At 69.6% G+C, this 19,934-nt stretch carries 20 protein-coding genes; 8 read left to right on the plus strand and 12 right to left on the minus strand.

The genetic code is table 11. The annotated features are described in order from the left end of the window. Positions 1-2 precede the first annotated feature (2 nt). The 6 genes from AC2EBU_RS07410 to AC2EBU_RS07435 form a co-directional block, all read right to left on the minus strand. Positions 3-1,742 carry a phosphoethanolamine transferase gene (locus tag AC2EBU_RS07410; protein WP_484609720.1) on the minus strand — a complete coding sequence of 580 codons (1,740 nt, stop codon included), beginning with the start codon at positions 1,740-1,742 and terminating at the stop codon, positions 3-5. 69 nt (positions 1,743-1,811) lie between these two features. After that, a complete protein-coding gene (locus tag AC2EBU_RS07415; protein ID WP_484609721.1) occupies positions 1,812-3,137 on the minus strand; it encodes a sensor histidine kinase in 1,326 nt (441 codons plus the stop codon). Next, positions 3,106-3,774 (minus strand): response regulator transcription factor, encoded by a 669-nt coding sequence (locus tag AC2EBU_RS07420; RefSeq protein ID WP_484609722.1) that lies wholly within the window; start codon positions 3,772-3,774, stop codon positions 3,106-3,108. The genes AC2EBU_RS07415 and AC2EBU_RS07420 overlap by 32 nt, the downstream gene beginning before the upstream one ends. Before the next feature lie 34 nt (positions 3,775-3,808). Then, entirely contained in the window at positions 3,809-4,387 is a 579-nt protein-coding gene (locus AC2EBU_RS07425; protein ID WP_484609723.1) for a restriction endonuclease, read from the minus strand. After that, positions 4,384-5,085 (minus strand): lipoprotein-releasing ABC transporter ATP-binding protein LolD, encoded by a 702-nt coding sequence (gene lolD / locus AC2EBU_RS07430; RefSeq protein WP_484609724.1) that lies wholly within the window; start codon positions 5,083-5,085, stop codon positions 4,384-4,386. The genes AC2EBU_RS07425 and lolD overlap by 4 nt, the downstream gene beginning before the upstream one ends. Then, on the minus strand, positions 5,078-6,334 hold the full coding sequence (locus tag AC2EBU_RS07435) for a lipoprotein-releasing ABC transporter permease subunit (RefSeq protein WP_484609725.1): 1,257 nt from the start codon (positions 6,332-6,334) through the stop codon (positions 5,078-5,080). The genes lolD and AC2EBU_RS07435 overlap by 8 nt, the downstream gene beginning before the upstream one ends. Positions 6,335-6,414: 80 nt before the next feature. Between AC2EBU_RS07435 and AC2EBU_RS07440 the strand changes: the two genes are divergently transcribed. Together AC2EBU_RS07440 and recJ are read left to right on the plus strand one after the other, a co-directional pair. Beyond that, entirely contained in the window at positions 6,415-7,386 is a 972-nt protein-coding gene (locus AC2EBU_RS07440) for a phosphoglycerate mutase (RefSeq protein WP_484609726.1), read from the plus strand. Then, positions 7,383-9,092, plus strand: coding sequence for a single-stranded-DNA-specific exonuclease RecJ (gene recJ / locus AC2EBU_RS07445; RefSeq protein ID WP_484609727.1), 1,710 nt, complete (start codon positions 7,383-7,385; stop codon positions 9,090-9,092). The genes AC2EBU_RS07440 and recJ overlap by 4 nt, the downstream gene beginning before the upstream one ends. 68 nt (positions 9,093-9,160) lie before the next feature. Here recJ and coaD read toward each other — a convergent pair whose 3' ends face one another. Then, positions 9,161-9,661: a pantetheine-phosphate adenylyltransferase gene (gene coaD, locus AC2EBU_RS07450; protein ID WP_484609728.1), complete on the minus strand. Its 501-nt coding sequence runs from the start codon at positions 9,659-9,661 to the stop codon at positions 9,161-9,163. 50 nt (positions 9,662-9,711) lie between these two features. After that, a complete protein-coding gene (gene rsmD, locus AC2EBU_RS07455) occupies positions 9,712-10,380 on the minus strand; it encodes a 16S rRNA (guanine(966)-N(2))-methyltransferase RsmD (RefSeq protein ID WP_484609729.1) in 669 nt (222 codons plus the stop codon). Between the two features lie 264 nt (positions 10,381-10,644). Between rsmD and AC2EBU_RS07460 the strand changes: the two genes are divergently transcribed. The 3 genes from AC2EBU_RS07460 to AC2EBU_RS07470 all read left to right on the plus strand — a co-directional run bounded on the left by AC2EBU_RS07460 (position 10,645) and on the right by AC2EBU_RS07470 (position 13,759). Continuing rightward, complete coding sequence (locus AC2EBU_RS07460) at positions 10,645-12,252, plus strand: thymidine phosphorylase family protein (protein ID WP_484609730.1); 1,608 nt, start codon at positions 10,645-10,647, stop codon at positions 12,250-12,252. A gap of 2 nt (positions 12,253-12,254) precedes the next feature. Next, the gene (locus AC2EBU_RS07465) at positions 12,255-13,148 is read left to right on the plus strand and encodes a ribose-phosphate diphosphokinase (RefSeq protein ID WP_484609731.1); all 894 of its coding nucleotides are present in this window, start codon (positions 12,255-12,257) and stop codon (positions 13,146-13,148) included. An 83-nt stretch (positions 13,149-13,231) separates the two neighbouring features. Continuing rightward, the gene (locus AC2EBU_RS07470; protein ID WP_484609732.1) at positions 13,232-13,759 is read left to right on the plus strand and encodes a hemerythrin domain-containing protein; all 528 of its coding nucleotides are present in this window, start codon (positions 13,232-13,234) and stop codon (positions 13,757-13,759) included. 70 nt (positions 13,760-13,829) lie between these two features. Here the strand turns inward: AC2EBU_RS07470 and AC2EBU_RS07475 are convergent, their stop codons facing one another. Beyond that, positions 13,830-15,113 (minus strand): M16 family metallopeptidase, encoded by a 1,284-nt coding sequence (locus AC2EBU_RS07475; RefSeq protein ID WP_484609733.1) that lies wholly within the window; start codon positions 15,111-15,113, stop codon positions 13,830-13,832. Between the two features lie 67 nt (positions 15,114-15,180). Then, positions 15,181-16,632: a M16 family metallopeptidase gene (locus AC2EBU_RS07480; RefSeq protein ID WP_484609734.1), complete on the minus strand. Its 1,452-nt coding sequence runs from the start codon at positions 16,630-16,632 to the stop codon at positions 15,181-15,183. A 275-nt stretch (positions 16,633-16,907) separates the two neighbouring features. Between AC2EBU_RS07480 and ftsY the strand changes: the two genes are divergently transcribed. Continuing rightward, a complete protein-coding gene (ftsY, locus tag AC2EBU_RS07485; RefSeq protein ID WP_484610138.1) occupies positions 16,908-18,077 on the plus strand; it encodes a signal recognition particle-docking protein FtsY in 1,170 nt (389 codons plus the stop codon). Between the two features lie 10 nt (positions 18,078-18,087). Here ftsY and AC2EBU_RS07490 read toward each other — a convergent pair whose 3' ends face one another. Together AC2EBU_RS07490 and AC2EBU_RS07495 are read right to left on the minus strand one after the other, a co-directional pair. Beyond that, positions 18,088-18,306, minus strand: coding sequence for a zf-HC2 domain-containing protein (locus AC2EBU_RS07490; protein ID WP_484609735.1), 219 nt, complete (start codon positions 18,304-18,306; stop codon positions 18,088-18,090). After that, positions 18,303-18,887: a sigma-70 family RNA polymerase sigma factor gene (locus tag AC2EBU_RS07495; RefSeq protein WP_484609736.1), complete on the minus strand. Its 585-nt coding sequence runs from the start codon at positions 18,885-18,887 to the stop codon at positions 18,303-18,305. Before AC2EBU_RS07495 ends, AC2EBU_RS07490 begins: the two co-directional genes overlap by 4 nt. Before the next feature lie 61 nt (positions 18,888-18,948). On the opposite strand from AC2EBU_RS07495, the gene AC2EBU_RS07500 reads away from it, so the two are divergent. Both AC2EBU_RS07500 and AC2EBU_RS07505 read left to right on the plus strand, forming a co-directional pair. Continuing rightward, positions 18,949-19,509 (plus strand): TlpA family protein disulfide reductase, encoded by a 561-nt coding sequence (locus AC2EBU_RS07500; RefSeq protein WP_484609737.1) that lies wholly within the window; start codon positions 18,949-18,951, stop codon positions 19,507-19,509. A gap of 142 nt (positions 19,510-19,651) precedes the next feature. Beyond that, entirely contained in the window at positions 19,652-19,933 is a 282-nt protein-coding gene (locus AC2EBU_RS07505; RefSeq protein ID WP_484609738.1) for a BufA1 family periplasmic bufferin-type metallophore, read from the plus strand. The last annotated feature ends 1 nt before the right edge of the window (position 19,934 follow it).

Raw genomic sequence — 19,934 nt, forward strand, 5'->3', positions numbered from 1 at the left:
GTTCACGATCGGCACGGGGCGCTGAGATCCAGGCTGCGCTCGCGGGCGGTGGTTTCCACGTCGAGCAGGCCCAGCAGGGTGTGAAACAGGTTGTCGTGCGAGGCCGGACGGCTGGCCTGCTGGCGCAGGCATTCCGTATTGAGCCCGCTGCGGGCCGCAAAACCGGGCGAGAACCACATCACCATGGGCACCCGGGTCTGTTCGTCAGGCGCAATGGCATAGGGCACGCCATGCAGGTACAGCCCGCGCTCGCCCAGCGACTCGCCGTGATCGGAGACATAGATCATCGCGGTGTCGAAGCGCGACTGCAGCTGGACCAGCCATTCGATGGTCTGGGCCAGCACATGGTCGGTGTACAGCAGCGCGTTGTCATAGCTGTTGGCGATCTGCTCACGGGTGCAGCGGGCCAGATCGTCGTTTTCGCAGGTCGGCAGAAAACGCCGGAACTGCGGCGGATGGCGGCGGAAATACGAGGGACCGTGATTGCCCAGCTGGTGCATCACCAGGACCAGGTTGCCGGAGGCGTCGCGGACCAGGCGCTGGCTGCTGTCGAGCAAGGCCCCGTCCAGGCAGCGACCGCCGGTGCACAGCTGGGGATACTGCGCGGCATCGGGTTGCAGACTCTCCAGCCCGTCACACACCCCTTTGCAACCGGACTGGTTGTCGTTCCACACCACCCGCAGGCCGGCCCGGCGCAGCACATGCAGCAAGGACTCGCTGCGGCGGATGGCGTCCTCGTCATAGTTGCGCCGCCCTTGCAACGAGAACATGCACGGCACCGACACCTCGGTATTGGTGCCGCAGCTGCGCACGTCGGGGAAATTGATCACATCGCCGCGTGCCGCGAGCGCGGGCGTGGTGTCGCGCGCCTGCGGCCAGCCCTGGGCGCGGTTCAGGCCCCAGTTGGCCGCCCGCGCCGTCTCGCCGACCACCACCACCATCAGCACCGGTTTGCCCGCCTGGCTGGCACGCGCACCCAGCCGGGCGTCGGGAGCAATCACCTGGCGCGGCCCGGTCGCCACCTGCGCGTCCTGCACCAGCACCCGACCCGCCGACCAGACCACGGCGGCAGGCAGCAGCAGGTAGCGGATCTCCTTGTTGTTGCGCATCTGGCTGGCGAAATCCTTGAACACCGGCACCAGCGCCCCCAGCGCCAGCACCAGACACCCCAGCATCCACGCCGCGCGCACCGCGACCGCCCGGCCCAGCGGGCGCGGCCGAATGCGCACCCGCGCGATCAGCACCAGCGGCAGCACGGCGAACACCAGCAGATGCAGCGCGAAACGGACGGTCAGCAGTTCGCTGGCTTCGGCAACGTCGGTTCGCACCACATTGCGCAGCATGCTGGGGTCGAAATACACCCCGAAACGACTGCCGAAGTACGCGGCCGACGACGCCACCACCACCAGCAGGGCCAGCAGCGGGCGGGTGGTCCAGCGGTTCAGCCATGGCGCCAGCAGCAGCACCTGCACCGCAGTCAGCGCGACAGCCAGCGGCAGCCCGTAGGCCACCATGGCACCCAGCCCCTCGCGGCCGGCCACGAGGGCACGCCAGAACGCCATGTTGCAAAACAGCGTGAAATACAGGCACACGACCAGCAGCAGCACTTCCGTCGACAGCACCGGCCGCGTTGCCGGGTGCGCGCACAGACGGACCAGCCATCCGGCCGGTTCGGCTGGCGGCGGCGTGCGGGAGGAGGACGAAGAGGAGGAGGGAGCGGGACGGCGAAGGGAAAAAGGCACGAGCGGAGTCTCCGTGGCGGGACGTGAGCTCCGCGTGAGGCGATTGTGACTTTTTTGTGAAACCGCCGCTCAGCGCAGGGCAGGTGTCACCAGATCGATGGCGACGGCGGCGCCGGCAGGCTGGCGGTTCCAGGCCCGCACGCGCCAGCCGCAACTGGCCGCGATATGGCGCACCAGCGCCAGACCCAGACCGTGGCCGGCACCGCGGCCGCCTTGGGCAAAGGGTTCAAACCAGCGCAGCGGATCGCCCGGACCAAAACCCGGACCGTCGTCTTCCACGGTCAGCGTCACCCCGTCCCAGCCCACATGGACCGGACCGGCGCCGCCATGGCGCCAGGCGTTTTCCAGCAGATTGCGGACCAGCAAGGCCAGCAGGGTCGGGTCCGTCTCGATCCAGGCCGCTTCGGCGATTTCGACCTGCAGCGGCGGCGGCGCCTGCGCCACGCTGTCGGCCAGGCGGGCCCAGACCGATTCGACGCAGGCGCGCAGTGCCACCGGTTCGCGGGTGGCCGGCCTGGCCTCGCGGGCGAGCAGCAACAGGCTGGACGCCAGCTCGGTGATCCGGTCGGTGCCGGAGACAATGCGCGCGGCGCGTCGACGGGCACGCTCAGGCAGTGCCGGTTCGGCGCTGAGCATTTCGGCGTCGCTGCGGATGCCGGCCAGTGGTGTGCGCAACTCGTGCGACAGGTTGGCATTGAACAGGCGCTCGCGCTCGAGCGCCGCCGCCTGGCGGCTGCGCGCCGTATCGAGCGCCTGCGCCACGGCGCGCAGTTCGCCATCCAGCGGCATGTCGGCCAGCGCCCGCGTATCGCCCGCGTCGCCAACCCGCCGCGCCAGATCCTCCAGGCCGCCGGTCAGGCGCGCGGCAATCGCATGGACCAGCACAAATACCAGGGCGATCAGCAGCGTCGTGCCCAGCAGGAGGGCAGTCGCCACGGTCGCCAGGCGGCGCAGGTGCTCCGATTCGTCGTAGCGCAGCACCAAGCGGTCGGCATCGACTTGCCGCACCGCAACATGGTATTCGCGGCCGGCGTCGAAGACCTCATGGTTGCCGACCGGCAAAGCCGCCATGCGGGCGTCCAGCCCCGGCGGCAGGGGCTCGCCCGGCCGGACAAGAAACAGATCCATCTGCGGCGTCTGCGGGCCGGTCAGCCGGCCGAGCTGCCGGGTGAGCGCCATGCTGTGGTTCATCTGCGCATTGAGGGTGCTTTCGATGAACTCGTCTTCCAGGTCTTCGTACAACACGACCAGTGCCAGCCCTTGCGCCACCAGCAGCAGCACCAGCACGGCCGTCACCGACACGGCCATGCGCAAGCGCATGCCCGACGGCCAGCGCGGCCGCCACCACCGGCGCCGGGGCGCCTCAGTCGCGGGCGAGGCGGTAACCGAGTCCATGGGCGTTGATCACCCGTTCGCCGGGCGAATCACCCAGCGCGCGGCGCACGGTGTGCAGCAGGCTGCGCAGGCTGTCGCTGGTGTCGTTCTCATGGCCCCAGACGGCAAGCTCCAACTCGCGGCGCGAAAAGACACGGTCCGGGTGCGCCATCATCAGGGCCAGCAGACGCATCGCCTTGGGCGGCAGGATCAGGGTCTGGCCGGCGCGGCGGATCTCCTGGCGTTCGGGGTCGTACTCCAGCGCGCCGAAGCGCAGCAGCCCGATCGGCGGGCCCAGGCCCTGGCGGCGGACCAGCGCGAGCAGGCGCGCTTCGACCTCCTGCAGCGCAAACGGCTTGACCAGGTAGTCATCCCCCCCGGACTCGAAACCCAGCAACTTGTCTTCCAGGCGGTCACGCGCGGTCAGCACCAGCACCGGCACCGGGTTGCCGGCCGCGCGCAGGCGCCGCACCAGGCTCAGGCCATCACCGTCGGGCAGGTTGCGGTCCAGCACCAGGGCGTCGAAGGGCTCGGCTTCCAGCAGGCGGCGTGCCAGGCCAATGCCGTCGGCCCAGTCGCAGCGGTGCCCCCGTGATTCGAGGTACTCGAACAGGTTCTCGGCGATCGTGCGATCGTCTTCAATGATCAGCAGGCGCATCGCGTTCCACCATACTGCACCACGGCGGGCGGTGTTACTGCCCGCCCAGCAGGACCGCCAGTTCAGCCGCGCCCAGCACGCGAATGCCGTGCTCGGCCGCGAACCGCCTGGCCTGCGGCGTCAGCTCGCCCAGACTCACCACGGCCGCATCGGTGGCTTCGGCTGCGGGCAGCGCGGCCTGCAGTTCGCGCAGGCTCTCGATGCCCACGCTGGCCGCTTTCCAGCGCCGCGCACTGACCAGCGTCGTCGCAGACCCTTTGCGCACCACGAAGTCGGCCGCAGTGGCGGCGGCTCCCTGCGGCCGGGTGACCGCCACCCCCTGCCCTTGCCACGCGTCGTCCAGTGCGCCGGCAAAGGTCCGCCAGGGCATGGCCGCGACCCGGTCACGCAAGGCAGCAACCTGCCGTTCGCCCGGCCGGCCCCACTGCGCGCGCAGGGCCATGCCGCCGATCACCAGGAACGGCAGACCCGCCGCCATGCCCCAGGGAGCCAGGTCGGACGGCAGCAGCGCGGCCATCAGCGCCGCCAGCGCAGCCGCCACCGCCACACTGATCCACCACGGCGAGCGCAGCAGAATGGCAAACAGCGAGTTTTCGGCCATACGCAGCTTCACGGCGAGTCCTTTGCGACGGAAATCTCGGACAGGCGCCCGGCCACCAGGCGCAGCCGGCGGTCGCAGCGGGCGGCCAGCGCCTCGTCATGGGTCACCAGCACAAAGGCCGTGCCCTGTTCGCGCGCCAATGCCAGCATGCCGTCGAACACCCCGTCGGCGGTGGTGCGGTCGAGGTTGCCGGTCGGCTCGTCAGCCAGCACACAGGCCGGGCGCGTGACCAGGGCGCGGGCAATCGCCACGCGCTGGCGTTCACCGCCGGACAACTCCGCCGGGCGATGCGCCAGTCGCGCGGCCAGACCCACCGCCGCCAGCACCTGCTGCGCCGCGGCGCGCGCCGCCGGGCGGCTCTCGCGGCGGATCAGCAGCGGCATGGCCACGTTGTCCAGCGCGCTGAATTCGGGCAGCAGATGATGAAACTGGTAGACAAACCCCAGGTGCCGGTTGCGCAACACCCCTTGCTGGGCCGCCGACAGCCCCGCCAGATTCTGCCCCTGCAGCCACACCTGTCCGGCCGTGGGCGCGTCCAGCCCGCCCAGCAGATGCAGCAGCGTGCTTTTGCCCGAACCGGACGCACCGACAATGGCCAGCGTTTCGCCGGCAGGCACCGTCAGGTCGACCCCGTGCAGCACCGTGACGTCCAGCGGCCCCTCGTGGAACCGGCGGGTCAGGCCGCGACATTCAAGAACCACCTCACTCATAGCGCAGCGCCTCCGCAGGATTGACGCGGCTGGCCCGCCAGCTTGGGTACAGGGTGGCGACAAAGGCCAGCACCAGCGAAATGACGGTGATCGGCACGATGTCGCTTTGTTGCGGGTCGCTGGGCATGCGGTTGATGAGGTAGATCTCCTTGGGCAGGAAACTGGCCTGGAACAGCCGCTCCAGCGCCGGCACGATCACATCGATGTTGAACGCCACCCCCAGCCCCAGCAGCAGGCCGGCCAGGGTGCCGATCACCCCCACCATCGCGCCCTGCACCACAAAGATCCCCATGATGGAGCGCGGGCTGGCGCCCAGCGTGCGCAGGATGGCGATGTCGGCGCGCTTGTCGGTCACCGTCATCACCAGGGTGGACACCAGATTGAAGGCCGCCACCGCCACGATCAGCGTCAGGATGATGAACATCATGCGCTTTTCCAGCTGCACGGCGGCAAACCAGGTGCGGTTCTGCCGCGTCCAGTCGCGCACCAGCAGGTCACCGCTCAGGCTGCCCGCCAGGTCCGCCGCCACGGCTCGGGCCTGGTGCAGGTCGCGCAACTTCAGGCGCACGCCAGTGGGCCCTTCCAGCCTCAGAATGCGCGCCAGATCGGCCTGGTGGGCCATCGCCAGCGACGAGTCGTATTCGTAGTGGCCGGAACTGAAGGTGCCCACCACGGTCATCTGTTTGAGCCGCGGCACCACACCGGCCGGTGTCACCTGCCCGCCCGGCGCAATCAGCGTCACCACGTCGCCTTCGCCGACGCCCAGATTGCGGGCCAGGTCCACTCCCAGCACCACCCCGAACGCGCCCGGCTCCAGGCGTGCCAGCACCGTGCCCCGTAACGCGCCGGCCAGTTCGGTCACCGAGGGCTCCAGCGCCGGGTCAATGCCGCGCACCAGGACCCCTTTCATGTCGTCGCCACGCGCCAGCAGCGCCTGGCCGACCACAAACGGCGCCGCCCCGACCACCGCCGGGTGGGCGCGGGCCTCGCGCAGGGTGCGCGCCACATCGGCCAGCGCCTGGCCGTCGGGGCTGTACAGCTCGATATGCGAGACCACGCCCAGCATGCGGTCGCGCACCTCTTTCTGAAAGCCGTTCATCACCGACAGCACAATGATCAGAGCGGCCACGCCCAGCGCAATGCCCAGCATGGACACGCCGGAAATGAACGAAATGAAGCCGTTGCGGCGGGTGGACCGGCCGGCGCGGGTGTAGCGCCAGCCCAGCAACAGCTCGTAGGGAATCGGCATCGAAAAAGCGGCGTGAACAAAATAAGGGCGGCGGCGCGGGCGCCGGCAGCGCCGATTGTGGCATCCCGGACAATACCGGCATGTATCCCCCACCCGCCCAGGACCATCTGATCATCGCCCACGCCGCGCCATCCGGCCCGGCCTGTCGCGCCGCGCTGCGCACGCTGCGCCTGCCTCACCTGGAGCGCCTGCTGGCCCGCCTGACCGAGACCGGCCACGGCGCCGATCCGGAGGCCCCCCCGCCGGTGTTGTCCCAGCCCTGGGACCGCCTGCTCGCCAGCGCCCTCGGCCTGGACGGCGACGCCGCGCGCGCACCCTGGGCCGCGCTGGCGCGGGGCACGCACGGACTGTCCGACGACAGTATGGCCTGGGCCTGGCTCACGCCCTGCCATTGGCAGGTCGGCATGGACCAGGTCGTGTTGCACGATCCGGCCGGGCTGGGCCTGGTGCCGGCCGAAGCCGAGGCGCTGCGCCAGGCAATGGTGCCCTGGTTTGCCGAAGACGGCATCACGCTGCTGTGCGATCCGGACGATCCCGGGCGCTGGCTGGCGCGGGGCGCGGTGTTCCGCGACCTGGCCTGTGCCACACCCGAGCGGGTCATCGGCCGCGACGTGCGCGCCTGGCTGCAGGCAACGGCGCAGCCACCGGCCTTGCAGCGACTGCAAAGCGAAATGCAGATGCTGCTCTACACGCACCCGGTCAATGACGAGCGCATCGCACGCGGCCAGTTGCCGGTCAACGCGTTCTGGATCAGCGGCGCCGGGGCTTTGCCGACCGGGTTCACGCCCCGGCCGGCACCGCGACTCGACACCCGCCTGGCCGCCGCCGCGCTGGCCGACAACGCGCCGGCCTGGTGCGCCGCCTGGCAGGCCCTGGACGCCAGCGAATGTGCCCGCCTGGGTGAGCGGCTGGCCCAGGGTCAGGCGGTGCGCCTGGACCTGTGCAGCGACCGGGCCTGGCGGTGCCTGGAGAGTCGCCCCCTGGCCCTGTCACGCCGGATTTCTGGTCTTTTCGGGCCAAAGCCAGCGTCAGAAGGTCTCCTTTCGCTATGAAATTCATTGTTCGCGACTGCCCCCCACGGGCCGCCTGGGCGCTGGAACAGGCCGGCGTGCACCCGCTGCTGGCCCGCCTCTTTGCCGCGCGCGGTGTGGCCGGCGCTGACGACCTGGACGACGGACTGGCCCGCCTGCTGCCGCCCGACCAGCTGCGCGGCGCGCGCGACGCGGCCGTGCTGCTGGCCGATGCCATCGCCGCCGATCGCCGGCTGTGTTTTGTCGCCGACTACGACTGCGACGGCGCCACGGCCTGTGCGGTGGGCATCCGCGGGCTGCGCCTGCTGGGGGCCCGCCAGGTCGACTACCTGGTGCCTGACCGGGTGGTGGACGGCTACGGTCTCACGCCGCCGATTGCCCGGCGGGTGAAGGAGCGCGGCGCCGCGCTGCTGATCACGGTGGACAACGGCATCGCCAGCGTCGAGGGTGTGGCCGAGGCCCGGCGCCTGGGGCTGCAGGTCCTGGTGACCGACCACCATCTGCCGGGACCTGAATTGCCGCAGGCCGAAGTGACCGTCAACCCCAACCAGCCGGGTTGCCCCTTCCCCAGCAAGGCGCTGGCCGGCGTGGGGGTGATGTTCTACGTGCTGCTGGCGCTGCGCGCCGAGCTGCGCCAGCGCGGGGTGTTTGCCGCGGCCAGCCAGCCGAAGCTGGACACCCTGCTGCCGCTGGTGGCCCTGGGCACCGTGGCGGACGTGGTCAAACTGGACGCCAACAACCGCCGCCTGGTGGCCCAGGGCCTGCGGCGGGTGCGCGCGGGGCAGATGCCGGCCGGACTGGCGGCGCTGTTCTCGGCCGCCGGGCGCAAGCCACACACCGCCAGCACCTTTGATTTCGGCTTCGCGCTGGGCCCGCGCATCAACGCGGCCGGACGGCTGGCGGACATGACCCTGGGCATCGAATGCCTGCTGACCGACGACCCGGCCCGCGCGGCCGAGCTGGCGCAGCAGCTGGACGCCATCAACCGCGAGCGGCGCGAGATCGAAGGCGGCATGCGCGAGCAGGCGATGCTGATCGCAGAAAGCCTGTTCGAGGAAGGCGACGCGCCGCCGCCCGCCGTGTGTGTGTTCGACCCCGAGTTCCACGAGGGCGTGGTGGGCATCGTGGCCTCGCGCCTCAAGGACAGGCTGCACCGCCCGACCTTTGTGTTCGCCGCCAGCAGCGCGCCGGGCAAGACGCGCGAGCTCAAAGGCTCCGGCCGTTCAATTGCCGGATTTCACCTGCGCGATGCGCTGGACCTGGTGGCCAAACGCCACCCCGGGGTGTTGCTGCGCTTCGGCGGCCACGCCATGGCCGCCGGCTGCACCGTGGCAGCGGAACAGCTGCCGACCTTCGAGCAGGCCCTGGCCCAGGTCGCGCGGGAGTGGCTGGATGCCGCCACGCTGCAACGGCGCCTGGAAACCGATGGTCCGCTGGCGCCCGAGTACCGGCGCTCCGATGTGGTGGACGCCCTGCAACGCGAGGTCTGGGGCCAGGGCTTTGCGCCGCCGCTGTTCAGCGAGGAGATCGAAGTGTTGAGCCAGCGCCTGGTCGCCGAAAAACACCTGGCGCTGAAAATGCGCCACCAGGGTCAGCCCGTGGACGGCATCTGGTTCGGCCACACCGAGCCGCTGCCGCCGCGGGTGCGTCTGGCATTCCGCCTCGACGCCGACGAATGGCAGGGCGTGCGCCGGGTGCGTTTTCTGGTCGAAGGCGCCGAAATCTGAGGGTTTGCAGCGAAAACGGGCGATACCCAGCGTGAAAAGGTCGCTTTCAGCTATATATATTATAGCGATCAGGGCTTGACGCCGTTGCGCGCCTTGTCCTGCAGGCGCGCCAGCACATGCGGCGAGACAAACTGCTCGACGGCGCCGCCGAGCAGCGCGATCTCGCGCACGAAGGTGCTGCTGACGAACTGGTATTTGTCGCCCGGGGTCAGAAACACGGTCTCGACATCGGGCATCAGGTTGCGGTTCATGCCGGCGAGCTGGAATTCGTAGTCGAAATCGGTCACCGCCCGCAGGCCACGGATCATGGCCTTGCCGTTGCGCGCGACAACAAAGTCCCGCACCAGCCCGGAATAACTCTCCACCGTGACCTGCGGCCAGGGGCGCACCGATTCGCGCACCATCTCCATGCGTTCTTCGAGCGTGAACAGCGGCTTCTTGTGGTACCCCGCGGCCACCGCAATGATCACCCGGTCGAACAGCTGGCAGGCGCGGCGCACCAGATCTTCATGGCCGAGGGTGATCGGGTCAAACGTGCCGGGATACACGGCAAGCACAGAGGGCATCACAGGTCTCCTCGCGCCGGGCGGGCGCGCTGGGGTTGGCGTTTTGCGGCCGATTATGCCGCCGGGTGTGCCGGTGCCGACGGCAGCCGCTCCAGCAGATGGGCATGGACCGCGCCGGCCTTGAGGTGGCGCAGCAGCCGCAGGCCCAGGGGCAGCAGCCGCTCGGTTTCCCAGGCCTGTGGGGCTTCCAGATAGATCAGCCCGCCTTGCGGGCGCACGGCGTGCACGGCGGCTTGTAACGCCGGCTCGAACAGACCGGCGTCAAAAGGCGGGTCCAGCAGCACCAGATCCAGGCTGCCCGGTGGCTGCGCCTGCAACGCGCGCACCCCGTCGGCCTGCTGCACCTGCACGGTGTTCGCCTGCAGGCGGCGGCAGACCGCCTCCAGGCTGGCCACCAGGCTGCCGTCGCGCTCGACCAGCACCACCGCGCTTGCCCCGCGGGACGCCGCCTCCAGTCCCAGCGCGCCTGTGCCGGCAAACGCATCCAGGCAAATCCAGCCGTCCAGGTCGCCCCCGCCCAGGTGAGTCAACCAGTTGAACAGGGTCTCGCGCACGCGGTCAGGCGTGGGGCGCAGACCGGGCCGGTCGGCCACCGGCAGTCGGCTGCGCTTCCACAGGCCGCCGATGATGCGCACCTCGTGCGTCGCCCGCTTCACCGCCCGGGCCGGGGCGGCGGGCGGGGACTTGGCCGTGGCGGCGGCAGGACGGGAGGGGCGGGACATGGCGCAAGGATAACCCCGCCAGCGCGCGACAGGTAGCACCCCCGGCGCCGCTTGCGTTCGCGCAACGCACCGCGCCGTCGCTGGCGGTATGCTGGCAAAGGGACGGCGGCCGGTGCCGCCGCGCCCGGTCACCACAGGAGGTTTCATGCCCTACGGGTTTTTTCGGCCGCACCCGATGCTGCAGGCGGTCCGCCGCACTGGCCAGGCCAAAACGGCCGGCGTCGCCCGAAGGGTCTCCTGTCATCCGGGTGTAACCTTGGGGTCATGGTGAACCCGTCCAGTGCCCCGACCAGCGACCCCGTGCCCGACGCTGGTGCGCCGCCCCCCGCCAACGCCGCCCGCCTGGCGGTGCGCCGGGTGGCCATAGACACCTGGCATGAAAACGTGGTGTACCTGCACCGCGATTGCGCGGTCTATCGCGCCGAAGGCTTCCAGGCCCTGTCCAAGGTCGAAGTGCGCGCCAACGGACGCCTGATCCTGGCCACCGTCAATGTGGTCGACGACACCCGCATCGTCGGCTGCGAGGAACTGGGCCTGTCGGAAGACGCTTTTGCCCGCCTGGGCGTGGAAAGCGGGCACCACGCCAGCATTTCACAGGCCGAGCGGCCACGCTCCATGGACGCGCTGTTTCGCAAGATGAACGGCGAACGCCTGGACCGGGACGACTTCCGGGGCATCGTGGCCGACATTGCCGGCCACCGCTATTCCAAGATCGAGCTGACCGCCTTTGTTGTGGCCTGCAACCGCGCCGAACTCGATCGCGAGGAGGTCTACTACCTGACCGAGGCGATGGTCGCCACCGGCCGCCGGCTGGACTGGCATGAGCCGCAGGTGGTCGACAAACACTGCATCGGCGGTATTCCGGGCAACCGCACCTCCATGCTGGTGGTGCCCATCGTGGCCGCCCACGGCCTGTTGTGCCCCAAGACGTCCTCGCGGGCGATCACCTCGCCGGCGGGTACCGCCGACACCATGGAGGTGCTGGCCGGCGTGGAGCTGCCCTTCGAGCGGCTGCGCGAGATCGTGCGCGAACACCGCGGCTGCCTGGCCTGGGGCGGCACGGCCGACCTCTCGCCCGCCGACGATGTGCTCATTTCGGTCGAACGGCCCCTGTCCATCGACTCGCCCGGCCAGATGGTGGCGTCCATCCTGTCCAAGAAGATCGCGGCGGGTTCCACCCACCTGGTGCTGGACATCCCCATCGGCCCGACCGCCAAGGTGCGCTCCATGCCCGAAGCGCAGCGTCTGCGGCGATTGTTCGAATACGTCGCCCACCGGCTGCATCTGTCGCTGGATGTGGTCATCACCGACGGCCGCCAGCCCATAGGCAACGGCATCGGCCCGGTCCTGGAGACGCGGGACGTGATGCGGGTGCTGCAATGTGACCCCCGGGCGCCGAATGACCTGCGACAGAAGGCGCTGCGCCTGGCCGGGCGCCTCATCGAATGCGACCCGGACGTGCGCGGCGGCGACGGCTTTGCCATTGCCCGCGACATCCTCGATTCCGGCCGGGCCCTGGCGCGCATGAACGCCATCATCGACGCCCAGGGCCGACGTGGCTTCGACCCCGAGCAGCCGCCGCTCGGGCCCTTGGTGCATGAGGTGCGGGCGCCCGCCGACGGCGTGGTCACCGGCATCGACAACTTCCAGATTGCGCGTATCGCCCGGCTGGCCGGCGCGCCCAAGGTCCAGGGGGCCGGGGTGGATCTGGCCTGCAAGCTGGGCGACAGCGTGCGCGCGGGAACCCTGCTGTACCGGGTGTACGCCGGTTTCGGCGCCGATCTGGCCTTCGCCCGCCAGGCGTGTGAACGCGCCACGGGATACCGCCTGGGCACCGCCGCCGAGGTGCCCCGGGTTTTTGTGGAGTTCTGACGATGGACTGTTTGCTCCATTTCACCGACGAATCGACACTTGCCGGGCAGATCGCCGCCGTGTGGGGCGTGACGGCCCTTCCCATCGAGCGGCACCGCTTCCCCGACGGCGAGCTGCGCCTGCGCCTGCCGGCGACGCTGCCGCCGCGGGTGACGCTGCTGCGCTCGCTGGCCAACCCGAACGAGAAGCTGATCGAGCTGGTGCTGGCCGCCGGCACCGCCCGCGAGCTGGGCGCCAGCCACCTGACCCTGGTCGCGCCTTACCTGGCCTACATGCGCCAGGACATCGCCTTCCACCCCGGCGAAGCCGTCAGCCAGCGCCTGGTCGGTCGCCTGCTGGCGGGCCTGTTTGACCGGGTCATCACCGTCGATCCACATCTGCACCGGGTGGCCACCCTGGGCGAAGCCATTGCCTGCGCGCAGCCGGTGGCGCTGAGCGCGGCGCCCTTGCTGGGTGCGCTGGTGGCGAGCCGCCGCCCCGGGGCCATGCTGGTCGGGCCCGATGAGGAATCGGCGCAATGGGTCGCGCAGGCCGCGCAGGCGCACGGCCTGGCGCACCGGGTCTGCCGCAAAGTGCGCACCGGCGACCGCGCGGTCCAGGTGGCGCTGCCCGAGGGCCCTTACGCCGGCCGCGCCGTGGTGTTGCTGGACGACATGTGCAGCACCGGCCACACCGCAGCGCAGACGGCCGCGGCCCTGCTTGCCGCCGGGGCCGCGTCGGTCGATATCGCGGTCACCCACGCGCTGTTCGCCACCGGAGCCGAAGCCACGCTGCGCGAGGCGGGCATCGGCGAAATCTGGAGCACCGACTGCATACCCCACCCGAGCAATGCCGTGGCCGTCGCACCCCTGCTGGCCGCCGCACTGCGCGAGGTCGCGGAATCGACCGAAACCTGATCCATGTCAAGGAAGCACCCGGGCGGCTGGCGCACCATGCCTGCCGTGCCGCACCGGCGTGGTGCGCCTGGAGTTTTCCGACCATGACCATTGACCTCGACGCCCCGCTGACCAATTTTTCCCATTGCCATGAAGGCATCGTCTCGCACCTGGATAGTTTTGCCCAGTTGTCGGCTTTGCTCGAACCGGCCGCGCGGGCGCGGGCGATTGCGCAGGAAACCGTGTCGTTTTTCCGCGCCGCCGTGTTCGAGCACCATTCCGAAGAGGAGCGCGAGCTGTTTCCCGCCGTGCTGTCCAGCGCGCAGCCCGGGGAGGAGCGTGACAAGATCGCCAACATGGTCGAATGGCTGACCCAGGAGCACCGGGACGTGGAATCCCTGTGGAAGCAGCTGGAGCCGGCGCTCAAGAAGGTGGCCAAAGGCCAGGATGCCGCCATCGATGGCTCGGCCATTGCGCACCTGGTCACCAAGTACAAGGCCCACGCGCACTTCGAAGAAGCGGAATTTCTGCCGCTGGCCGAAACCATTCTGGGCCGCAACGGCAATCACATGGCGGCGCTGGGCCTGTCGCTGCACATGCGCCACCAGCCCCGCTTTTTCGGCCATATCTGAGCCTGTTGGGTGAACCGGGCGCCACCCGGTCGGCACGAATCGGGCGGCCTGTTGCCGCTGCACAGGCGGTTCAGCGCGCCGCGCCACCCACCACCACGGTGACCAGCCTCTCGGGCTGGATGATGCGGGCAAACGCCGTGCGGATGTCCGCCGTTGTCAGCGCACCGACCCGATCCGTCCAGCGGTCCAGGTAGTCCAGCGGCAGGCCGTTCCAGGCGATATTGGCGACGTTGTCCAGCAACTTGCGGTTGCTGTCCACACGCAGCGCAAAGCCACCGATCAGGTTGTCTTTGGCCGCCTGCAGTTCGGCCTCGGTCGGTCCCTCGGCGACAAAGCGGCGCAAGACATCCTGCGAGACCTGCACCGCCAGCGGTGCCTGGTCGGGCCGCGTCTGCAGGCCGATGGTGAACGCGCCGGCGTGTCGCCCCGGCGCGAAATAGCTGTAGACGCTGTAGCTCAGGCCGCGACGCTCGCGCACCTCTTCGGTCAGGCGCGAGACAAAACCGCCACCGCCCAGGATGTGGTTGCCGACAAACAGCGCGAAAAAGTCCGGATCGGCCCGGCGCATGCCGGGTTGCCCGATCAGCACATGGGCCTGTGCCGACTCGAAGGGCAGCGCCAGCGTCTGGGGCGCCGCCAAGGCACTCACTTCCGGCACGCTCGGCAGGGCGCCGCAGCCGGTGGCGGGCAGATGGGCCAGGAGACGACGCACCAGGGCGTCCGCCTGTTGCCGGGAGACCGCCCCGACCAGGCTCACCCGTGCCCCACAGGCACGCAGGACACGCCGGTGGCTGGCCCGCAGGTCGTCGACGCTGATGCGCGCCAGTGTGGCCTCGGTGACTTCGTACCCGTAAGGATGGTCGCCATACACCGCCCGTGCAAAGGCAAGCCCGGCCACATGGGCCGGACGGGTGCGGGCCTCGCGCAGATCGGCCCCCAGGCGCTCGCGCTCGCGTTGCCAGATGTCGGCGGGGAAGGCGGGCTGCGCCATCTGGCGCGCGGCCAGGCTCACGGCACGATCGAGCAGGTCCGGCCGGGTCAGCGTCCGCAGCGAAAAGCCGAGCCGGTCCGATCCGGCACTGGCGCCGAACTGTGCGCCCAGATCGGTCCAGGCCTCGGCCAGCTGGTTTTCGTCGAACGCCGGCTCGGCCCCGGACGCCGCAATCCCGCGCGACATCAGCGCCGCCATCGCGCTGGCCAGCCCGGCCTGGGCGGCCGGGTCGCGCCGGCTGCCGGCATCGAAATCAATCTGCACATCCAGCATCGGAATGGCCGGACTTTCGACCAGAAACACCTGCGCGCCGCTGGCCTGCGTCCACTGCTGCACGGGCAGCACCGCCAGCGCCGATTTCATGCAAAAGAGGCCGATACCCAGTGCAAAAAGGTGCTTTATAGCTATATTTTTCATATCAATCCATCCCTCAGTGACGGGCACCGACCGGGGCAAGGCGGGGTTTCCGGTTGGGGTCCGGCGGCAGCGGCACCAATTCCGCCACGGTCAGCCCGTCATCGCCGAAATACCGCCGGGCCACGCCCTGCACCTCCTCGGGGGTGACGGTGCGCAGCTGGTCCAGCAGGCGCTCGCTGCTGTCCAGGGGCAGGCCCAGCGCCCAGGCGCTGCCCAGTTCGCGGGCCTGGTTCATGATCGAATCCAGTTTGTAGACCGCGCCGGCGGTCCACTGGGTCCGCACCCGCTCCAGCTCGGCGGCACTGACACCGTCGCGCGCGACACGGGCCACCTCGGCGCGCAGCGCGGCCTCCAGTTGCGCCACCGTTTTTCCCGGCGCAGGCACGCCGTCGAGGACAAATTGCTGCGGCCCGCGGCCCATAAGCCCGTGCCAGGCACCGACACTGTCGGCCAGGCGGTCGGCGCCCTGGGCCAGTGCCCGCTCCAGCCGCGCACCAGGATAACCATCCAGCACGGCCGACAGCAGGGTCAGCGCCAGCGCGTCGCGCTGGCTCTCGCCGGCCTCCATGCGCACCAGATGCGGCGTCTTGAACGCCAGCGCCACATAGGCCTGCTCGGCACTGGCCTTGAGGACCAGCCGGCGGGGACCCTGTTGCGGCGGCTCGGCGCGGGGTTTGGCCGGCTCGACGGGACGGGCGGCGATCGGGCCGTAGTGGCGTCGCGCGAGCTCGAAAACGGCCTGCGGATCGACGTCACCGGCCACCACCACCGCGGCGTTGGACGGGCTGTACCAGCGGCGGTGGAAGGCCCGCACGTCGTCGGCGGTCATGGCCTCCAGGTCACTCATCCAGCCCACAATCGGGCGACGCACCGGCGAGGCCACAAAGGCCGTGGCGGCCAGCTGCTCGTAAAGCAGGGCGCGCGGATTGTCCTCGGTGCGCAGGCGCCGCTCTTCCTTGACCACCTCGATCTCCTTGCGGAACTCATCGTCGGGCCACTGCATGTTGCCAAAGCGGTCGGCCTCCAGCGTCATCACCTCTTCGAGGCGGGAGGACGGAATCTGCTGGAAGTAGCCGGTGTAGTCACGTGCGGTGAAAGCGTTTTCGCGCCCGCCCAGCGCCGCCACACGGCGCGAGAACTCGCCGGGCTTGAGCGTCGCCGTGCCTTTGAACATCATGTGCTCCAGCACATGGGCAATGCCGCTGGTGCCGTCCACTTCGTCCACCGAACCGACCCGCACCCACAACATGTGGACGGCGGTGGGGGCGCGACGGTCCGGTTTGACGATCACCGTCAATCCGTTGGGCAAAGTCTGGGAGTAAACCGCCGCGCGGGATGGCGCCGCGGCAACCGGCGACGGGGCGGGTGCGCCGGACGGTCCCATCTGGGCCCACGCGGCAAGCGGCACCGACACGGTCAGAACGAACCCGAGCATCAGCGGGGCAAGGAGAGGATGGCGTTTCATAGAATGGCTGGGATTCTAGAAACGTCCAAATGTTCAGTTTTTTCCGGAAAAAACCCGCCGCGACACCGCCGCCGACCGAAGCCCCGATCACGGCAGCGACGGCGGAGGGACTCGCCCCCCTGCTTTCACCCCCTCCCGAGGGGCTGGCGCCGGCGTCGGCGCCTCTTGCACCTGCCGCTGCGACACTGGCACCCGCACCTGCGGACCCGGAACCCACGGCGGTACCCACCGCACCACCCGCAGCGGACCCCACACCGGAACCCACGCCGGCACCTGTGGCGACACCAACGCCAACGCCCACACCGACGCCCGCGCCCGCCCAGGCACCGGAACCGGTAACCCCCACCCCGTCTCCCTCGCCCCTGCCCGGCCCCACCCCTGCGCCCACCCCTGCGCCCACCCCTGCGCCGACTCCCGCGCCGACGCCTGCACCAACACCTGCAGCCCCGCCTGCGCCCGTGTCCACCCCCGCGCCGCTGGCCTCGCCGTCGCCCGCGCCTTTACCTGCCGCCGGGCCGGTTCGTGCCGGCTGGATGGATCGGCTGCGTGCCGGGCTGCGCAAGACCGGCAGCAGCATCGCGACGGTGTTCACCGGAACCCGCATCGACGACGCGCTCTACGAGGAGCTGGAAGCCGCCTTGCTGATGGCCGATACCGGGGTCAAGGCCACGGAATTTCTGCTGGCTGACCTCAAGTACCGCGTCAAAGAGGCCAAGGCGACCGATCCGGCCGCCGTCAAGGGCCTGCTGGCCGAGGCGGTTGCGCATTTGCTGACACCACTGCAGAAAACACTGGTCGTCGGGGACCGGCAGGACAACCTGGTCGAAGGCCGCCACGGCACCACCGTCATCATGGTCACCGGGGTCAACGGCGCCGGCAAGACGACGTCGATCGGCAAACTCACCCGCCACCTCAGTGACCATGGCGCCTCGGTGTTGCTGGCGGCGGCCGATACGTTCCGCGCCGCGGCGCGCGAGCAACTGGCCGTCTGGGCGACCCGCAATACGGTGGAGATCATCAGCCAGCAAGGCGGCGATCCGGCCGCCGTCAGTTTCGATGCGGTCAGTGCCGGCCGTGCCCGCGGCAAAGACGTGGTGCTGGTCGACACCGCCGGGCGTCTGCCCACCCAGTTGCACCTGATGGAAGAGCTGCGCAAGATCAAGCGCGTGGTGCAAAAAGCCGACGCCACCGCGCCCCACGAGGTGCTGCTGGTCATCGACGGCAACACCGGCCAGAACGCGCTGACGCAGGTCAAGGCCTTCGACGACGCGCTGGGCCTGACCGGTCTGGTGGTAACCAAGCTGGACGGGACGGCCAAAGGCGGTGTGCTCTGCGCCATCGCCCGGGAGCGCCCGGTGCCGGTCTATTTCATCGGGGTCGGCGAAAAACTCGAAGACCTGCAGACCTTCAATGCCCGCGAGTTTGCGCAGGCCCTGGTGCAATGAGCGCCCGGCGTCAGCGGCTGGTCTCGTCGTTTTCGCTGTAGGCGCGCCACTGGCGCATGGCATTGCGCAGGGTCAGCACCTGCCGCTCGAAGGGCGGGCAGGCCGAACACAGCGCCATGTGCAGGCGCAGGCCCATCCGGTCCTGCCACGACAGCGCGCGGTCCTCCCGGGCGATGACCAGCGCGGTCACTTCCTTGCAGCTGCGACGAAACGGATACCAAGGCTTCATGGGCGGCGGGTGTTCTGGAACCAGTTCAGATCAAGGCATTCGCGCAAGCGCAGGCGGGCGCGGTGCAACTGAACATAGAGGTTGGTCGCGGTCAGGCCCAGTTCCTTACAGATTTCCTCACTGGACAGTTCCAGCCACTCGCGCATCAGGAACAGGCGCGCCTGCACCGGCGGCAGTTTCTCCGTGCAGGCTTCCAGCACGGCCATGAACTGGCGCTGGCGCAGGTCCTGCTCCGGATCGCCCCAGTCGGCCGGCTGCTCGGCGAAGTGTCCGTCACCGCGAAACGCCATCAGCTCCAGCGGGTCGCTCGCTTCGTCCTCGTCGCCGGTGCCCACGGTGACCTGACGGCTGTGGTGACGCAGGGTATCGACAATCTTGTGCTTGAGGATTCCGACCAGCCAGGTCTTGAGCTGCGAGCGGTTGCCGAAGGCCTGCGGCCGGGCCAGCGCGGCCAGCACCGTTTCGGAAACGGCATCCTCCGCCCAGACGTCGTTGCGCAACTGCAATCGGGCAAAACGCATCAGGTAGGCGCGGTGCTCCACCAGTTGGTGCTCGAACGGGGACGAATCGGCGGTGGACATGGCGGCGCAGTGTAATGAATCCGCCGCCGGGCCGACCAAAGCCCTGCAACCGGAGTTACCGATGTCCATCCCCACCCGACCCCTGCCGACGACACGGCGGCACTGGCTGACCAGGGCGCTGCCGCTGGCCCTGACGCTGGCAACCGCGCCCCAATGGGCCCGCGCGACCACCCCGGCCGGCGGCTCACCGGGTGCGCCCGGCCCGGTGGCCGAACTGGCGGGCCGCACCCTGGATGGCCGCGCATTCGACCTGCGGGCCCTGCGGGGGCGGGTGGTCCTGGTGGTGGCCTGGTCGACCGACTGCGCCGTCTGCCGCGACAAGATGCCAGAGCTGCGCAGCAACGCCGCCGGGTGGCGGGACCAGCCCTTCAGCCTGGTGTTGCTCAGCATGGACCGCCGCCGGCAGGATGCCGCCGACTACGAAGCCATCCTCGCACGCACGCTGGCACCGGGCCAGCGCCTGACCTCGATGTGGATTGGCGACATGGTCACCGCCACCGGCCTGAGCCGCCGCGAACCCCTGCCCGCGACCTGGTTGCTCGACCGGCAGGGTCGGGTGGCGCAGCAATGGACCGGGCGCATTGCGCCGGAGGCCTGGGACCAGATTGCCGACCTGCTGTGACCGGCGAAAAAAATCCTCCGATCGCGTAAGAAGCGGCTCCGGTGACCGACAGACCCACACAACCGGCAGCGATGTGCAACCGCACGGGCCACCGGTTGTTGAACGTTTCCCTGTATCCACCTTCCCACTCTGGAGAATCACCATGAACCAACGTACCCTGATTGCCACCGCCGCCACCTCCCTGATGTCGCTGGCCTTGCTGAGCAGCCCGGCCCTGGCCCAGACCGCCGCCAAGGAAAAGTGCTATGGCATCGCCAAGGCCGGACAGAACGACTGCGCCAACCTCGCCGGCACCCATTCGTGCGCCGGCCAATCGAAGGTCGACAACGACAAGGGCGAGTGGAAATACGTGGCCAAAGGCACCTGCAAGCAGATGGGCGGCCTCAGCGCCGACGAAGCCAAGGCCGCGGCCAAGAAAGCCTGAG

This window comes from Curvibacter sp. T50 (genome assembly GCF_057219955.1).